The organism is Pseudomonas sp. SZ40 (genome assembly GCF_052958135.1).
In genome coordinates this window covers 21409-34654 of record NZ_JBQWIF010000001.1, presented here as the reverse complement: position 1 = coordinate 34654, position 13246 = coordinate 21409, and the positions used below count along the sequence as shown (strand labels likewise).

Genomic DNA, 13246 nt, shown 5'->3' with positions numbered 1-13246 from the left:
AACGCCTCGGGCAGATCATCCGCCCGAGAGGCTCGCACGACTCTCGGGCGCCTTCAGCTGCGACCGCCCCATCGCAAAGACCGGCCTCCCACTGGCAAACGTCGGCACCACGCACGATAGACGCCCGCTATAGCATCAATTAGCCATCATTAAACGCTTGCTTTCCCGTACAGAAATAATAGCCTCAGTGTCCTCAGGCCACCCTTCAGCCAATACACCTCGATCCACTCGATCGGCATGGCCACACCCCTGCCAGAGGTACGCTGCACATGTCCCAACCGTTAACGATCGCCCAGCGCCTGGCAATGGGATTCGGCCTGGTTCTGTCCCTGATGATCCTCATCGCGCTGGTGGGCATCCAGCGCGTTCAGGTCATCGACAGCAGCCTTGGCGAGGTCAGCGAAGGTGCCAGCCTCAAGCAGCGCTACGCCATCAATTTCCGCGGCAGCGTGCACGACCGTGCGATTGCCATCCGCGACCTGGTACTGGCCTGCGACACCACGGCGCTGAATGACCAATTGCAGAACATCGAGCGGCTGCATGGGTTCTATCAGGAGTCGGCCGCGCCCCTCGACAGGCTGGTTGCTGACAACACGTCGAGCGCAGAGGAACAGCGCCAGCTTGCCCAGATCAAGGCCATCGAGAGCAGTGCTCGCGAACTGACCCAGCGCCTGATCAGCCTGCGCCAGGGCGGTGATGTGGAGGGCGCGCAAACGCTGCTATCCACAGAGGTGGCAGCCGCCTATCTGGAATGGCTGAAACGCATAAATACCTTCATCGACTTGCAGGAACGAGAAATCACCACCAGCCTGGACGGCGTGCGCGAAACCGCCGGCAGCTTTGCCCGGTTGATCGTTGCGGTCACTACCATCGCGATTCTGCTCAGTGTGATCGTCTCGATGCTGATCATCCGCAAGATGCGCTCGACCCTGGGCGCCGAGCCCCATGACGTGGCCCTGGTCATCCGGCGGCTGGCCGATGGCGCTCTCGACCAGCGAATAGATACCCGCTACCCGGGCAGCGTAATGGGTGCGGTCAAGGACATGAGCGCGCGCCTGAGCGACACCATCAGCCAGGTGCGCAGCGCCGCTGACGAACTCAACCATTGCTCGCAACAGCTGCTGACCACTTCGGCGAGCAACAACAGGCAGTTGCAGGCCCAATCCGAAGAGGCGGAGCAAATGGCCGCAGCCATCAACCAGATGGCCGCAACGGTCAATGAAGTGGCAGGTTATGCCGGTACGGCAGCCTCCGCGACACGCACGGCCGACACCGAGGTAGAGCATGGCAGCCATCTGGTGATGCAGGGCGGCCAGGCGATTCAGGAGCTGGCGACGGTGCTCGACTCGGCTGCGGACAAGGTCGAGCAATTGTCGCGTGACAGTACCAACATCGAAACCATCATCGCAGTGATCACCGCCATCGCCGACCAGACCAACCTGCTCGCACTGAACGCTGCAATCGAAGCGGCGCGCGCCGGCGAGCACGGTCGCGGCTTCGCCGTGGTGGCCGACGAAGTGCGCTCCCTGGCCAACCGCACCCAGGCGTCGACGCGAGAGATCAGCAGCATGATCGAACAGCTGCAGGCCGGCGCCAGTGGCGCCGCGCAGATCATGCAGACCAGCAGTCAGATGGCGCGCAAGACCGTCGAACAGACTGCGGCAACCGAACAGGCCCTAGGCCGCATTCGCCAGGAGGTAGGGGCCATCAAGGACATGAGCGCGCAGATCGCCAGCGCCGCTCAGCAGCAGAGCCTGGTAGCCGAGGACGTCAACCAGAACATCAGCCGCATCCATGCCAGCACGCTGGAGACCACCGCAGGCTCCACGCAGGTGTCGGCGGCCAGCCAGGAGCTGTCTTCACTGGCACGCCGCCTGATGGAGCGGGTGAGTTTCTTCAAGGCCTGAGTTTCAGAGCCCGTTTACGATCTGGCGAGCTAGAGTCATGCGCCCCCACAAACATAGGCGAGGAAGCGGAATTTGCTGGGGTAAATGAGCATTTCGACAGGGCTGGCAATCCCGTCTGTTTTTAACGCAGCAGGGCTGACGCGCGGCAGATCGCAAACAGGCTCTCAGGTGTCGTCATCGCGCAGGCTGGCAACCACCTGGTTGTAGAGGCCATGTAGCCGATGCGCCTGATCCGGCTCGAAGGTTTCGCTCAGCAGACGCTGCTCGAATACCTGCTCAGGCGTCAATTCATCGAGGGTGCTCTGCTCACCGTGCAGGCTGGCCACCGCCGTGCCCCGGGCGCGGCGGATGCGCAGCACTTCCACCGGCAGGCCTTCGCACAACGCGGCGATACGTACCTGCAGATCGCTGAGGTAATCGTCACCTTCGACCTGCACCTCCAGCCAGACCGGGCGCTCGACGGTGCCATCGGCAGCCACCTCGGCAAGGGCGGCAGGCAGCGTCTTCAGCGTGCCACGAATCGATTGCAGGGCCTGGAAGCGCGGCACCGGCAAAGCGCGCACCTCACGCAGACCACTTTCGTCGACGTCCACCAACAGCACCTCCTTCTGCTGACGCGCTTCGTCGAAGCTCAGCGGGATTGGCGAGCCGCTGTAGCGGATGTGCTCCAGACCACCGACTTTCTGCGGCCGATGGATGTGGCCGAGCGCGATGTAGTCGGCAGCGGGAAAGGAAGACGTCGGGAAGGCTTCCAGCGCGCCGACGTAGATTTCCCGCACCGATTCACTGGCACTGGCACCGACGGTGGTCAGGTGCCCGGTAGCGATGATCGGCAAGGCCGCGCCCAGTTCGGCACGTCGCGCCAGAGCCAGCTCGAACAGCGCCTGATAATGAGCGTGTATGGCCTGTTGCAGCGACAACTGCTTGTCCGCTGCACTCTGCCCCGCCTCGCTGCGCAGCACATCACGCGGGCGGATGAAGGGGATGGCGCAGAGCAGTGCCGCGGGCTGGCCATCGGCGCCCTCGAGCACCAACAGTTGCTCGTGCAGATGGACACCGACGCCGGGGATCACCCGGGTGCCAAGCTGCGCCAGCAAGGTACGGCTCTCGCCCAGCATGGCCACCGAATCATGATTGCCGCCGAGCACCACCAGTTGGCACCCGGTGTCACGCAGCGCGACGACGAAATGGTTGTACTGCTCACGGGCATAACTGGGCGGTGAGCCGGTGTCGAAAATGTCCCCGGCCACCAGCACCACCTGCACCGCATGCTCGCGCACCTGTTCGATCAGCCAGGCACAGAACGCCTGATGCTCGGCCTGGCGCGTCTTGCCCATGAAGTGCTGGCCCAGGTGCCAGTCGGAAGTGTGCAAAAGGCGCATGAACGGCCCGATCCAGTGACTGAAAAATCCGGCCACCATGCCTTTTCGACGCCGCCAAGGCAATGGTTTCACATCAGGTAACACACCCCGCAGCGACCGTACCACCTGCGCTGCGGGCCTATTTGCGGCGAATCGCCCGGCACGGGCCGGATCACGGGTCGAACCATGGCGCAACGGCCTCGGTCGGAAAATCGTTCACCTCCCTTACCGACCCCGCTGAGGAGTATCCGCCGATGAACACCGCGTCCGCCCGCCCCCTCTCCCTGTGCGCCACTGCGCTGGCCCTGTTCGGCCTGCTGCACAGCGCGTCCACCCACGCCCAGACGATCGCCCTCGACGTGCCCTACGTGCCCACTCCCGAACCGGTGGTGGCACGCATGCTGGAGATGGCCAACGTCGGCCCGGACGACTACGTGGTGGATCTCGGCTCGGGCGATGGCCGCATCGCCATCTCGGCAGTGAAGGATCGGGGCGCCAAGGCTGCCTACGGTATCGACCTGAACCCGCAGCGCATCGAAGAGGCCGAAGCCAACGCGCAGCAAGCCGGCGTCATGGACAAGGTGGTGTTCGAGCAGGGCGACCTGTTCAAGAAGGACATCGCCGATGCCGACGTGCTGACCATGTACCTGCTGAACTCCGTCAACATGCGCCTGCGCCCGGTGATCCTCGACACTCTGGAGCCCGGCACCCGTGTGGTTTCCCACGCCTTCAGCATGGAGGACTGGGAGCCGGATCGCAGCGATATCGTCGAAGGTGCACGCATCTACCTGTGGGTGGTCCCAGCCAAGATCGCTGGCAACTGGCAGATCGAGAGCGAAGGCGAGACCTTCCATGTCGACCTGCAGCAGCGCTTCCAGGAGATCAGCGGCACCACCCAGCACCAAGAAAACCTGCGTGGTCGCCTCAATGGTACCGAGCTGCGCTTCGAGGTCGACGGCAAGCTGTACGTCGGCCAGGTCGAGGGTGATCGCATCGAACCGATTTCCGCCGAAGGCGCGGTGACCGGCTGGAGCGCACGACGGAGCTAAGCCATGAACGCACGCACAGCGACACGACAACCCGGCCTGTCGGTCATCGACGGCGTCGCCATGCTGGTCGGCGTGGTGATCGGCGTCGGCATCTTCGGCTTCCCGCCGCTGGTGGCCCAGCACGCCGACAATGCCTTCGTGTACATCGGCCTGTGGCTGGCCGGCGGCCTGGTGATGCTGGTCGGCGCGCTGTGCTATGCCGAACTCGGCGCCAGCTATCCGGATCGCGGCGGTGAATACCACTACCTCAACCTGGCCTGGGGCCGGCAGGTCAGCCTGCTGTTCGCCTGGGCCAGGGGCACGGTGATCCAGACCGGCGCAATCGCCGTGGTGGCGTTCATCTATGGCGATTACGCCCAGCGCCTGCTACCGCTGGGCGACCATGGCAGCGCCTGGCACGCCACCCTGGTGGTACTGGCACTGACCGCGCTGAATATCCTCGGCACTCATGAATCCAAGCGCTTGCAGGTGCTGTTCACCGGCATCACCCTGGTGGCGCTGGTCACCGTGATACTCGCCGGTCTGCTGCTGGCCGAACCGGTTGCGGCCGTGCCGGCGGCTGCAGCGGAAGGCAGCGGCAACCTGGCGGGCATGCTCGGCATGGGCATGGTCTTCGTGCTGCTTACCTACGGCGGCTGGAACGAGGCGGCCTACCTTTCCGGCGAATTGCGCAACCCGGCACGCAACATGAGCCGCGTGCTGCTGTTCGGCACGCTGGTGGTGACCGCCGTGTACCTGTTGGCCAATCTGGTGTTCATCAACATCTTCGGCCTCGAGGGCCTGCGCCAGTCGACCGCCATTGGCGCTGACCTGATGACCATCGTCGCCGGCCCCTGGGGCGGTGTACTGCTCAGCGTGCTGATCTGCATCACCGCGATCAGCACGCTGAACGCCACCATCCTTACCGGTTCACGGGTGTATTACGCGCTAGGGCGGGACGTGCCTCAACTGTCGATGCTCGGCGCCTGGAACGACCGCGCGGCAACGCCGGTGCGGGCATTGCTGGTGCAATGCCTGATCACCCTGCCGCTGTTGCTGTTCGGCGCCTTGAGCGAGAACGGCGTACAAAGCATGGTGGCCTACACCGCACCGGTGTTCTGGCTTTTCATGTGCCTGACCGCCCTGTCGCTCCTGCGTCTGCGCCGACTGCAACCGAACAGTACGCGGCCATTCAGCGTGCCGCTGTACCCGCTGATGCCGGTGTTGTTCGCTGGCAGCTGCCTGGCGCTGTTCGTGTCGAGCGCACTGTATGCGGGCGCTGGAGCACTGCTCGGCCTGGTCGTGCTTGCAGCAGGATTGCCGCTGCTGCTGTTGCAAAGACCTGCGCAAACGGTGCCCAGCGGTTCGAACTGAGGTGGGATCTGTGTTACACAATCCTCCCGCCTTTTAGGAGACTGCTTGCCATGCAGCCGAAACCGCCCATCGAACTGCTGATCTGCGACTGCGACGGCGTACTGATCGACAGCGAGATCATCGCCGAGCGTCACCTGCACGCGGCACTGGCCGAACACTATCCGGCCCATGAGCTGGACGTGGTACTGGCCGGCACCTTCGGACTGCAGAGCCGTGACATTCTGGCCCGGGTCGAGGCGCACTTCGGCAAACGCCTGCCCGACGGTTTTCTCGAAGAGAACCGCACCCGTATCAAGGCACTGATCCGCGCTGAAGTGCAGCCGATCGAAGGCGTGCGCGAGGCCCTGTTGAAAATCGACCTGCCGCTGGCCGTGGCCTCCAACAGCTACGGTGATGCCGTGGCCTTCGCCCTGCAACGCTGCGAACTGGTCGAACGGGTAAACCGCGGTGCGTTCAGCGCCGATCAGGTCGAACGGCCCAAACCCGCTCCGGATCTATACCTGTTGGCCGCAGAGCGCGCTGGCGTCGATCCGCGCAACTGCCTGGTCGTGGAAGACAGCGTCACCGGCGCCACCGCCGCATTGACGGCGGGCATGCAAGTCGTCGGTTTTCTGGGCGCCAGCCATATCCCCCCGGAGCACGGCGAAACCTTGCGCCAACTGGGTGTGCAGCACCTGATCGGGCGCATGAGTGAACTGCCGGCGCTGGTGCAGCGCTTGCAGAACGGCGGCGCCTGAAGCGCCAGCGGAGCCTGTGCAGCGTCTTACGGCAAGACGCTCGCTCCGGTCTCGCCGTTGAGGCGTTTCCACTCGTCGACCACCTCCCCCATGGTGCGTGGCGCTCCGCTGCGAATCCAGGCCATGAAGGGCCGGTCGAAACGAAAGCCTGCCCCGCACTGTTCACACATGAAACGGCGTACGTTCTGGGTACTGCGATAATCACTGCCAATGGGCGTATCGCGGGTGATGGTGCCGCCATGCCAGTCGAAAGCCATTGCTGCATCTCTTTGGGAAAGTGGCCGTTACAGTACTAGCCAGCCGACAAGCGCGCCAGCCAGCACCACCAGCCAGGGCGCAAGCCTGCCGAGCGTCAGGGCGGCCAGTGCGACGGCTGCCAGGGCAAGATCCAGCAAGCCGAAGATGGCGCTGATCCCGACGGGTTGGTACAGCGTGGCCAGCAGCAGACCGACCACTCCCGCGTTGACGCCAAGCATCGCCGCCTGCACCCGCGGGCGGCTGCGCAGCCGAGCCCAGAACGGCAACACCCCCACCAGCAGCAGAAACGAAGGCGCGAAGATCGCCAGCAGACACAGCAGGCCGCCACTCCAACCCTGCATGGCGCTACCGAGAAAGGCCGCGAAGGTGAACAGAGGGCCGGGCACGGCCTGGGTAGCGCCGTAACCGGCGATGAACAGATCCTTGTCGATCCAGCCGGTGGCCACTACCTCGGCCTGCAGCAACGGCAGCATGACGTGCCCACCGCCGAATACCAGCGCGCCGGTTCGGTAGAAGGCGTCCAGCAGGCTCAGCGTCTGGTTCTCCAGCAGGTGCACCAGCGCAGGCAAGCCAAGCAGCAGACCGACGAACAGAACCAGCCAGAAGACTCCAGCCCGCGGGCTGATGTCGATAGCCAGCGCATCCTCGCCGCTCCGGTCAGCAGGCTTGAGCAACAGCCAGCCGGCCAGCCCGGCAAACAGGATCACCGCAAGCTGCCCCCATGCACCCGGCACCGACAATGCCGTGCAGGCGGCGATCACCATCAGCACCCGCCGCGGCGTGTCCGGACAAAGCGTGCGCATCATGCCCCACACCGCCTGAGCGACCACGGCGGCGGCGACGATCTTCAAACCATGCAGTGCCCCGGCCGCCATGGCCTCGCCCTGAGCGCAAAGCCCCTGCGCGAACAGCACCAGCAGCGCGGCCGACGGCAGGGTGAAGCCTACCCAGGCGGCCAGCGCACCGCGGTAGCCGGCCTGGGACAAGCCGATCGCCATGCCGACCTGACTGCTGGCGGCGCCCGGCAGGAACTGGCAGAGCGCGATGAGCTCCACATAACGGGCCTCGCTCAACCAGCGTCGGCGGCTGACGAACTCTTCACGAAAGTAGCCGAGATGAGCGACCGGGCCTCCGAACGACGTCAGCCCTAGGCGCAGGAAAATCAGAAAGATGGACCACGGATGGCGATCGCTTGCGGTGCGGAGCATGCGGGTTTCTCGGTACGGGCTTGGGAGCGACAGGCATCACGAGTATCCAATGCAGGTACTGGATCGCGCATCGCTCTTTTCACGCCTGCCCTTCGAGCCGTCACTGTGCCCTGCGCCGATGACGTTTCAAAGAAGGCTGACGATCTCCGCCGCTGGTTTGCTTTGCTCACATCCACTCGTATAGTCGGCATGCCTGCCAACGGAGCCATCATGATTACCCCCACCGACTCTCTCGATTGCTGCGCTGGTGCACCGCTTCGCTCCTGCCTCGGCAGCGCGAGCGTGCCATGCTGATCGCCTCCGGGGTCTTTCTGCTCACGCTGCTTCTGGTCATCTGGCAGCCTAGGGGGCTGGGGGTCGGCTGGAGCGCCTGCCTCGGCGCCCTGCTGGCGCTGGCGGTGGGCGCCGTGTCGCTGCAGGACATCCCCACCGTCTGGAGCATCGTCTGGAACGCCACCGCGACCTTCATCGCGATCATTATCATCAGCCTGCTGCTGGACGAAGCCGGCTTCTTCGCCTGGGCCGCCCTGCACGTGGCACGCCGGGCCGGTGGCAGCGGCCCGCGCCTGTTCGCCTTTACCGTGCTGCTCGGCGCAGTGGTTTCCGCACTGTTCGCCAACGATGGCGCGGCACTGATCCTGACGCCGATCGTGATGTCGATGCTGGTGGCGCTTGGCTTCTCCGCCGCGACCACCCTCGCCTTCGTGATGGCAGCCGGTTTCATCGCCGATACCGCCAGCTTGCCGCTGGTGGTGTCGAACCTGGTCAACATCGTCTCGGTGGATTACTTCAAGCTCGGCTTCAGCGAATACGCAGCGGTGATGATGCCCGTGAACCTGGCCAGCGTCGCCGCCTCCCTGCTGGTGCTCTACCTCTTCTATCGCCGCGACATTCCAGCCCGCTACGCGCCCGAGGCACTGCCGGCGCCGGAGACCGTCATCCGTGATCCTGCCACCTTCGCCATGGGCTGGTGGGTACTGGGGCTGCTGCTGGTTGGCCTGTTCGCCCTCGAGCCACTGGGCGTCCCCATCAGCGCGGTAGCCGCGCTGTGCGCCGCACTGCTGGCCAGCATCGCCGCGCGCGGCAAGGTGATTTCCACCCGTCGCGTGTTGCGCGAAGCCCCCTGGCAGGTGGTGATCTTCTCGCTGGGCATGTACCTGGTGGTGTATGGCCTGAAGAACGCCGGGCTGACCGATCTGCTCAGCCGGGTGCTCGATGGCCTCGCCGGGCACGGCCTGTGGGGCGCGACACTGGGTACCGGGCTGCTCGCCGCCGGGCTGTCCTCGGTGATGAACAACATGCCCAGCGTGCTGATCGGCGCACTGTCGATTCACGCCAGTGATGCCAGCGGGCTGATCCGTGAGGCAATGATCTACGCCAATATCATCGGCTGCGACCTGGGCCCGAAGATCACCCCCATCGGCAGCCTGGCCACGCTGCTCTGGCTGCACGTCCTGCAAGGCAAGGGCGTGCGCATCACCTGGGGCTACTACTTCAAGGTGGGCCTGGTGCTGACACTGCCAGTGCTACTGATCACCCTGTGCGCCCTCGCCTTGCGATTGAGCCTGTAAGGTCGGCTCAGCTCTTTTTCAGCGAGCGGCCAAGTGCCCTGGCCATGTCCTGATCCACCTGCCTGCGCCACGCGCGATCCTCGTCGCTGTCGGGCTGCAGGCGCCGTTCGATTTCCGCGTTGGCACTGGCCTGGCACTGGCGGAAGCCGTCGTCCCAGCCGGTTGCGTACTGGGCATCCTGAAGATAGACCGGCACGTTCTTGCGAAACGCACCGAGTGCCTTGGCGGCACTGTTACCGCTGACGCAGCCATCCTCGTAGCCGGTGGCGAAGGCCACCGAGTACCCCTGGGCAAGCATGTAGTCCCGGGTGCTCTGGCAGGCACTCAACAGCGGCACGAGCAGCAGCGCCAGGGCCAGCTGGCGCACATCGATCATGGTCATGGCAGGGTCCTCACCCGTTGAAAGCATCCAGCACTTTTTCCTTCAGCACGCAGTAGGCCCAGGGGCTGGTACTGCAGGCACCGCTGTCCAGGGCCGCGCGAAAACGCGGCAGATCGACCTGCTGCAAATAATCCTCGGCATCCTCGAAGCGCTCCCTGCCGCCGAAGCCTCCCTCGCGCATCTCGTCGATGGCCTGCTGCCTGCTCCAGCCCTGATAGACGATGCGGTACATGGCCGCGATCATCCCGGTACGGTTCTGCCCATGCTTGCAATGAATCAGCACCGGCCCCCGGGCCTGGGCGAGGCGAATGCTGCGCAGGGCCTGCAACACATCGGCGTCGTCGATACGGTCGGCATGCAGCGGCTGATGGACCTGGCGAATGCCCGCATCGCTCAGCCAGTCGGCATCGCTGCGCTGATAGAAGTTGATCACCGTGGCGATTTTCAATTGCTGCAACTCGCCCTGCTGCGCGGCGCTCGGCAAGGCACTGCGATAGAGATCGGGCTGCATGCGATAGAGGTTGAAGCTCTTGTCCACAGGCGTCGCCCAGAGCGGCTGCGTGGCGCTGGAGTTTTCCGGTCGTAAGGCGCCCCAGGACGAAGCGAATGGCGTACAGACAAGCATTGCGAGCAGGAGCCCGCGAAGGCTGCGCAGTCTCATGGGCGGGCTCCTTCACGTGTGGCCTGCAGTCGAGCTGGCGTCTGTCGGGGAACCGGCATCGGCCGATACAGCAAGGCGCGATAGCCGATCACGGCGATCAGCCAGTCGAAAAGCAGTGTCCACAGGTTGTGAGACAGGAAGTGGGCACCCTGCAGCATCCGCCCGAGCGACAGCACGGTGCCCAGGGCCAGGGCGAAAGCGAGTGCCCATTTAGCCAGGCGTGGGCGACGATCACGCAGGGCGCAAAACAGGGCGAGCAGGGAAAAACCCGCGGAAGCATGCCCGCCCGGCCAGCAACGGCCCGGTTTGTCCGTCGTGGGGCGGGCGCCGATCAGCGGGCTGAAGGTTTCGCGGCCACCGAACTGGGTCAGGCTCCACGGGCACTGCACCGCCGTGAGCGTTTTCAGTGGCGTGACGATGCCGGTCGACAAGCTCAGCGAGAGCACCAGATAACCCAGCTCCCGGCGCCAGGCGCGCAGTTTCACGGGCAGCAGACTCAGCAAGAACGCGGCGATGCACATCACGCCAAGGCCGATGACCAGTATCTTGGCCTGATCGTGAAGGACATCCTCCAGCCAGAAACTGCTGCTGCCGATGAACCCGCTGGCGGGATCGTAGAACAGCCCGGCCAAGGCAAAATCCAGTGGCTGGGGATCGACCACCAACAGCAGTGCCATAAGTGCCAATGGGATACCCAGCCACCGTTTGAAATCGAACCGACGCGACGCGACCGGCTGGGCGTAAGAAACCTGCATGGGAGAGCTCCTCGGAAACGACGGGGTCAGGGGTGGGTGGCAACGGTTTGCGTGGTCCCCGGTTTCCAGCTCAACAGGCCCTCGGTGAAGGCATGGCTGGCTCCCTGGTAGTAGGCGATGTCGCGAGCCACGAGATCGTCATCGGCGCCAGCCAGGCTTTCGTGGCTGATCCCCAGTGCATCGTCATGTCGTCGCATGGCCCGCTTCGGGCTGAGAATGGCGAGGTCGCGGCCATCGAACAGGCCCAGATGCTGGTAGTTGCCGATCAAGGCCCGCCCGGCACCGGCCTGCTCTCGCAAGACGTTGCGGCCGAAGAATGTCGAGGTGTAATCGAAGCCCAGCAACCCCAGCAGCGTGGGCGCGATGTCGATCTGGCTGGTGAGCCGCGACACACGAGCCGGCTCGATGAGACCGTGGGCATAGATGAACAGTGGGATGTGGTAATTGGCGACCGGCAGATCTTCCTTACCCGCGCTGCCCGCCGTGTGGTCGGCAACGAACAGGAATACCGTGTTTGCGAACCAGGGTTTTTCCTTCGCCTCGGCCAGGAACTGGCCAATGGCGTAATCCGTGTATTTCAGGGCGCCCTCACGGCCGCTGCCGGAGGGAATGTCGATGCGCCCTTGCGGATACGTATAGGGGCGATGGTTGGACGTGGTCATCAGTTGCAGGAAGAACGGCTTGCCGGCAGCGTGGTCCTGGTCGGCGACACGCAGGGTCTGCTGGTAGAGATCCTCGTCACTCATGCCCCAGGCATTCTGGAACGACATGTCCGCCTCGGCCACGCTGCTCTGATCGATGACCCGGTAGCCATTGCCGCTGAAAAACGCGTTCATGTTGTCGAAGTAGCCACGCCCCCCGTAGACGAAAACGCTGTCATAACCCTTGTCCCTGAACTGCTGACCGAGGCTGGCATAGCCCGACTCCCGGCCGATCCGTTTGACGATCGAACGCCCCGGCGTGGGGGGTACGGAAAGCGTGATCGCTTCCAGCCCGCGATCGGTTCGCGTGCCGGTTGCATAGAGGTTGTCGAAGAACAGGCTGCGATCGCGCAATGCATCGAGATTCGGCGTGAGGCCACGGCTGTCGCCGAAGCTGCCCAGGTAGCGGGCGCTCAGACTCTCGACGGTGACCAGCACGACATTGTGTCGCTGCTCAGGCCCCGGATTGTCGATGACGCGCCGGATGTCCTCGGGGTCGTTGGTGACGAAACGAGCGTTGCCCTCCACCACTTCCCGGCGTAACAGAGAGCCCGTGCGCTGATCCGGCAAGGTGGCGTAGAACTGCAGGTAATCGAGTTCGTTGTTGCGAAAGGCAGCGAAGAACTGGAAGGGGCCGTTACTGGCCAGTTCGTTCTGGTAGGCATTGCCACCCAGGCCACGGGGGAAGTTCTGGTTTATCGCCAGGGTGCCCAGCAACGCGCAGGCAAGCACCACGGCCCAGGCCCCCAAGGCAGTCTTTCGGGGCATCGGTACAGCGGATACGGCAGCGCTGACGATCCGCCTCAAGACGATGGTCAGGATCAGGGCAATCAATGCCAACGCGGCGATCAGCGGGTATACCGGATAGGACTCGAGAATGTTGTTGATCACCTCCTCCGAATAGACGAGATAGTCCACTGCGATGAAGTTGAAGCGCACCCCGAACTCGTCCCAGAACAGCCATTCCGCCGTTGCCGTGAAAAGCATGGCGAACAGGCTGATACCCAACAGGACGTGAAGGAACGCGGCGTGAGCGCGATGCCGCCAGAGGCGCTGCGGGCACAGCAGCAGATAGAGCGCCAGCGGCAGGGCCGCATAAAGCAGGAAGGCCGTGTCATAGACCAGGCCCACCGCGTATATGCGCAGGATCTCGGCGCTGCTCGCCCCGGCCTCGCCCCAATAGCCGATCAGCAGGGCACTGCGCGTGAGCAGGAAGGTGACCATCCAGGCGAGCAGGATAATCGACAGGTAGCGTAGTTGAGCGTAGCGAAGCTGTGGCATCGTATGATCCTGGCTGGATGAA

Annotated in this window: 12 protein-coding genes and 1 pseudogene; 6 read left to right on the top strand and 7 right to left on the bottom strand. The window is 64.2% G+C overall.

Going from position 1 to position 13246, the window contains the following annotated elements:
- Positions 1-269: 269 nt before the first annotated feature.
- Both ACT9T4_RS00180 and ACT9T4_RS00175 read left to right on the top strand, forming a co-directional pair.
- A pseudogene (locus tag ACT9T4_RS00180) lies at positions 270-782 on the top strand (MCP four helix bundle domain-containing protein); the annotation flags it as partial.
- Positions 783-899: 117 nt separating this feature from the next.
- The gene (locus tag ACT9T4_RS00175; RefSeq protein ID WP_413694628.1) at positions 900-1907 is read left to right on the top strand and encodes a methyl-accepting chemotaxis protein; all 1008 of its coding nucleotides are present in this window, start codon (positions 900-902) and stop codon (positions 1905-1907) included.
- Between the two features lie 164 nt (positions 1908-2071).
- Here ACT9T4_RS00175 and sbcD read toward each other — a convergent pair whose 3' ends face one another.
- Complete coding sequence (gene sbcD, locus ACT9T4_RS00170) at positions 2072-3289, bottom strand: exonuclease subunit SbcD (RefSeq protein ID WP_499115000.1); 1218 nt, start codon at positions 3287-3289, stop codon at positions 2072-2074.
- A 233-nt stretch (positions 3290-3522) separates the two neighbouring features.
- Between sbcD and ACT9T4_RS00165 the strand changes: the two genes are divergently transcribed.
- Genes ACT9T4_RS00165 through ACT9T4_RS00155 form a run of 3 tightly spaced genes read left to right on the top strand, consistent with a single transcriptional unit; the run spans position 3523 to position 6407 of the window.
- Positions 3523-4317 (top strand): methyltransferase domain-containing protein, encoded by a 795-nt coding sequence (locus ACT9T4_RS00165; protein ID WP_042551841.1) that lies wholly within the window; start codon positions 3523-3525, stop codon positions 4315-4317.
- A gap of 3 nt (positions 4318-4320) precedes the next feature.
- Positions 4321-5670: an APC family permease gene (locus tag ACT9T4_RS00160; RefSeq protein ID WP_042551842.1), complete on the top strand. Its 1350-nt coding sequence runs from the start codon at positions 4321-4323 to the stop codon at positions 5668-5670.
- Positions 5671-5720: 50 nt separating this feature from the next.
- Positions 5721-6407 (top strand): HAD family hydrolase, encoded by a 687-nt coding sequence (locus tag ACT9T4_RS00155; protein ID WP_042551843.1) that lies wholly within the window; start codon positions 5721-5723, stop codon positions 6405-6407.
- A gap of 26 nt (positions 6408-6433) precedes the next feature.
- Here ACT9T4_RS00155 and ACT9T4_RS00150 read toward each other — a convergent pair whose 3' ends face one another.
- Together ACT9T4_RS00150 and chrA are read right to left on the bottom strand one after the other, a co-directional pair.
- Complete coding sequence (locus ACT9T4_RS00150; RefSeq protein WP_499114999.1) at positions 6434-6664, bottom strand: DUF6434 domain-containing protein; 231 nt, start codon at positions 6662-6664, stop codon at positions 6434-6436.
- A 27-nt stretch (positions 6665-6691) separates the two neighbouring features.
- On the bottom strand, positions 6692-7873 hold the full coding sequence (gene chrA, locus ACT9T4_RS00145) for a chromate efflux transporter (protein ID WP_499114998.1): 1182 nt from the start codon (positions 7871-7873) through the stop codon (positions 6692-6694).
- A gap of 287 nt (positions 7874-8160) precedes the next feature.
- On the opposite strand from chrA, the gene ACT9T4_RS00140 reads away from it, so the two are divergent.
- Positions 8161-9444 (top strand): arsenic transporter, encoded by a 1284-nt coding sequence (locus ACT9T4_RS00140; RefSeq protein WP_499114997.1) that lies wholly within the window; start codon positions 8161-8163, stop codon positions 9442-9444.
- Positions 9445-9451: 7 nt separating this feature from the next.
- Here the strand turns inward: ACT9T4_RS00140 and ACT9T4_RS00135 are convergent, their stop codons facing one another.
- The 4 genes from ACT9T4_RS00135 to ACT9T4_RS00120 are packed head-to-tail and all read right to left on the bottom strand — an operon-like array spanning position 9452 to position 13224.
- Positions 9452-9811: a hypothetical protein gene (locus tag ACT9T4_RS00135; protein ID WP_419761269.1), complete on the bottom strand. Its 360-nt coding sequence runs from the start codon at positions 9809-9811 to the stop codon at positions 9452-9454.
- Between the two features lie 25 nt (positions 9812-9836).
- Positions 9837-10487: a dual specificity protein phosphatase family protein gene (locus ACT9T4_RS00130; RefSeq protein ID WP_499114996.1), complete on the bottom strand. Its 651-nt coding sequence runs from the start codon at positions 10485-10487 to the stop codon at positions 9837-9839.
- Complete coding sequence (locus ACT9T4_RS00125) at positions 10484-11242, bottom strand: phosphatase PAP2 family protein (RefSeq protein WP_218878487.1); 759 nt, start codon at positions 11240-11242, stop codon at positions 10484-10486. Before ACT9T4_RS00125 ends, ACT9T4_RS00130 begins: the two co-directional genes overlap by 4 nt.
- Positions 11243-11268: 26 nt before the next feature.
- On the bottom strand, positions 11269-13224 hold the full coding sequence (locus tag ACT9T4_RS00120) for an LTA synthase family protein (protein ID WP_499114995.1): 1956 nt from the start codon (positions 13222-13224) through the stop codon (positions 11269-11271).
- Between the last annotated feature and the right edge of the window lie 22 nt (positions 13225-13246).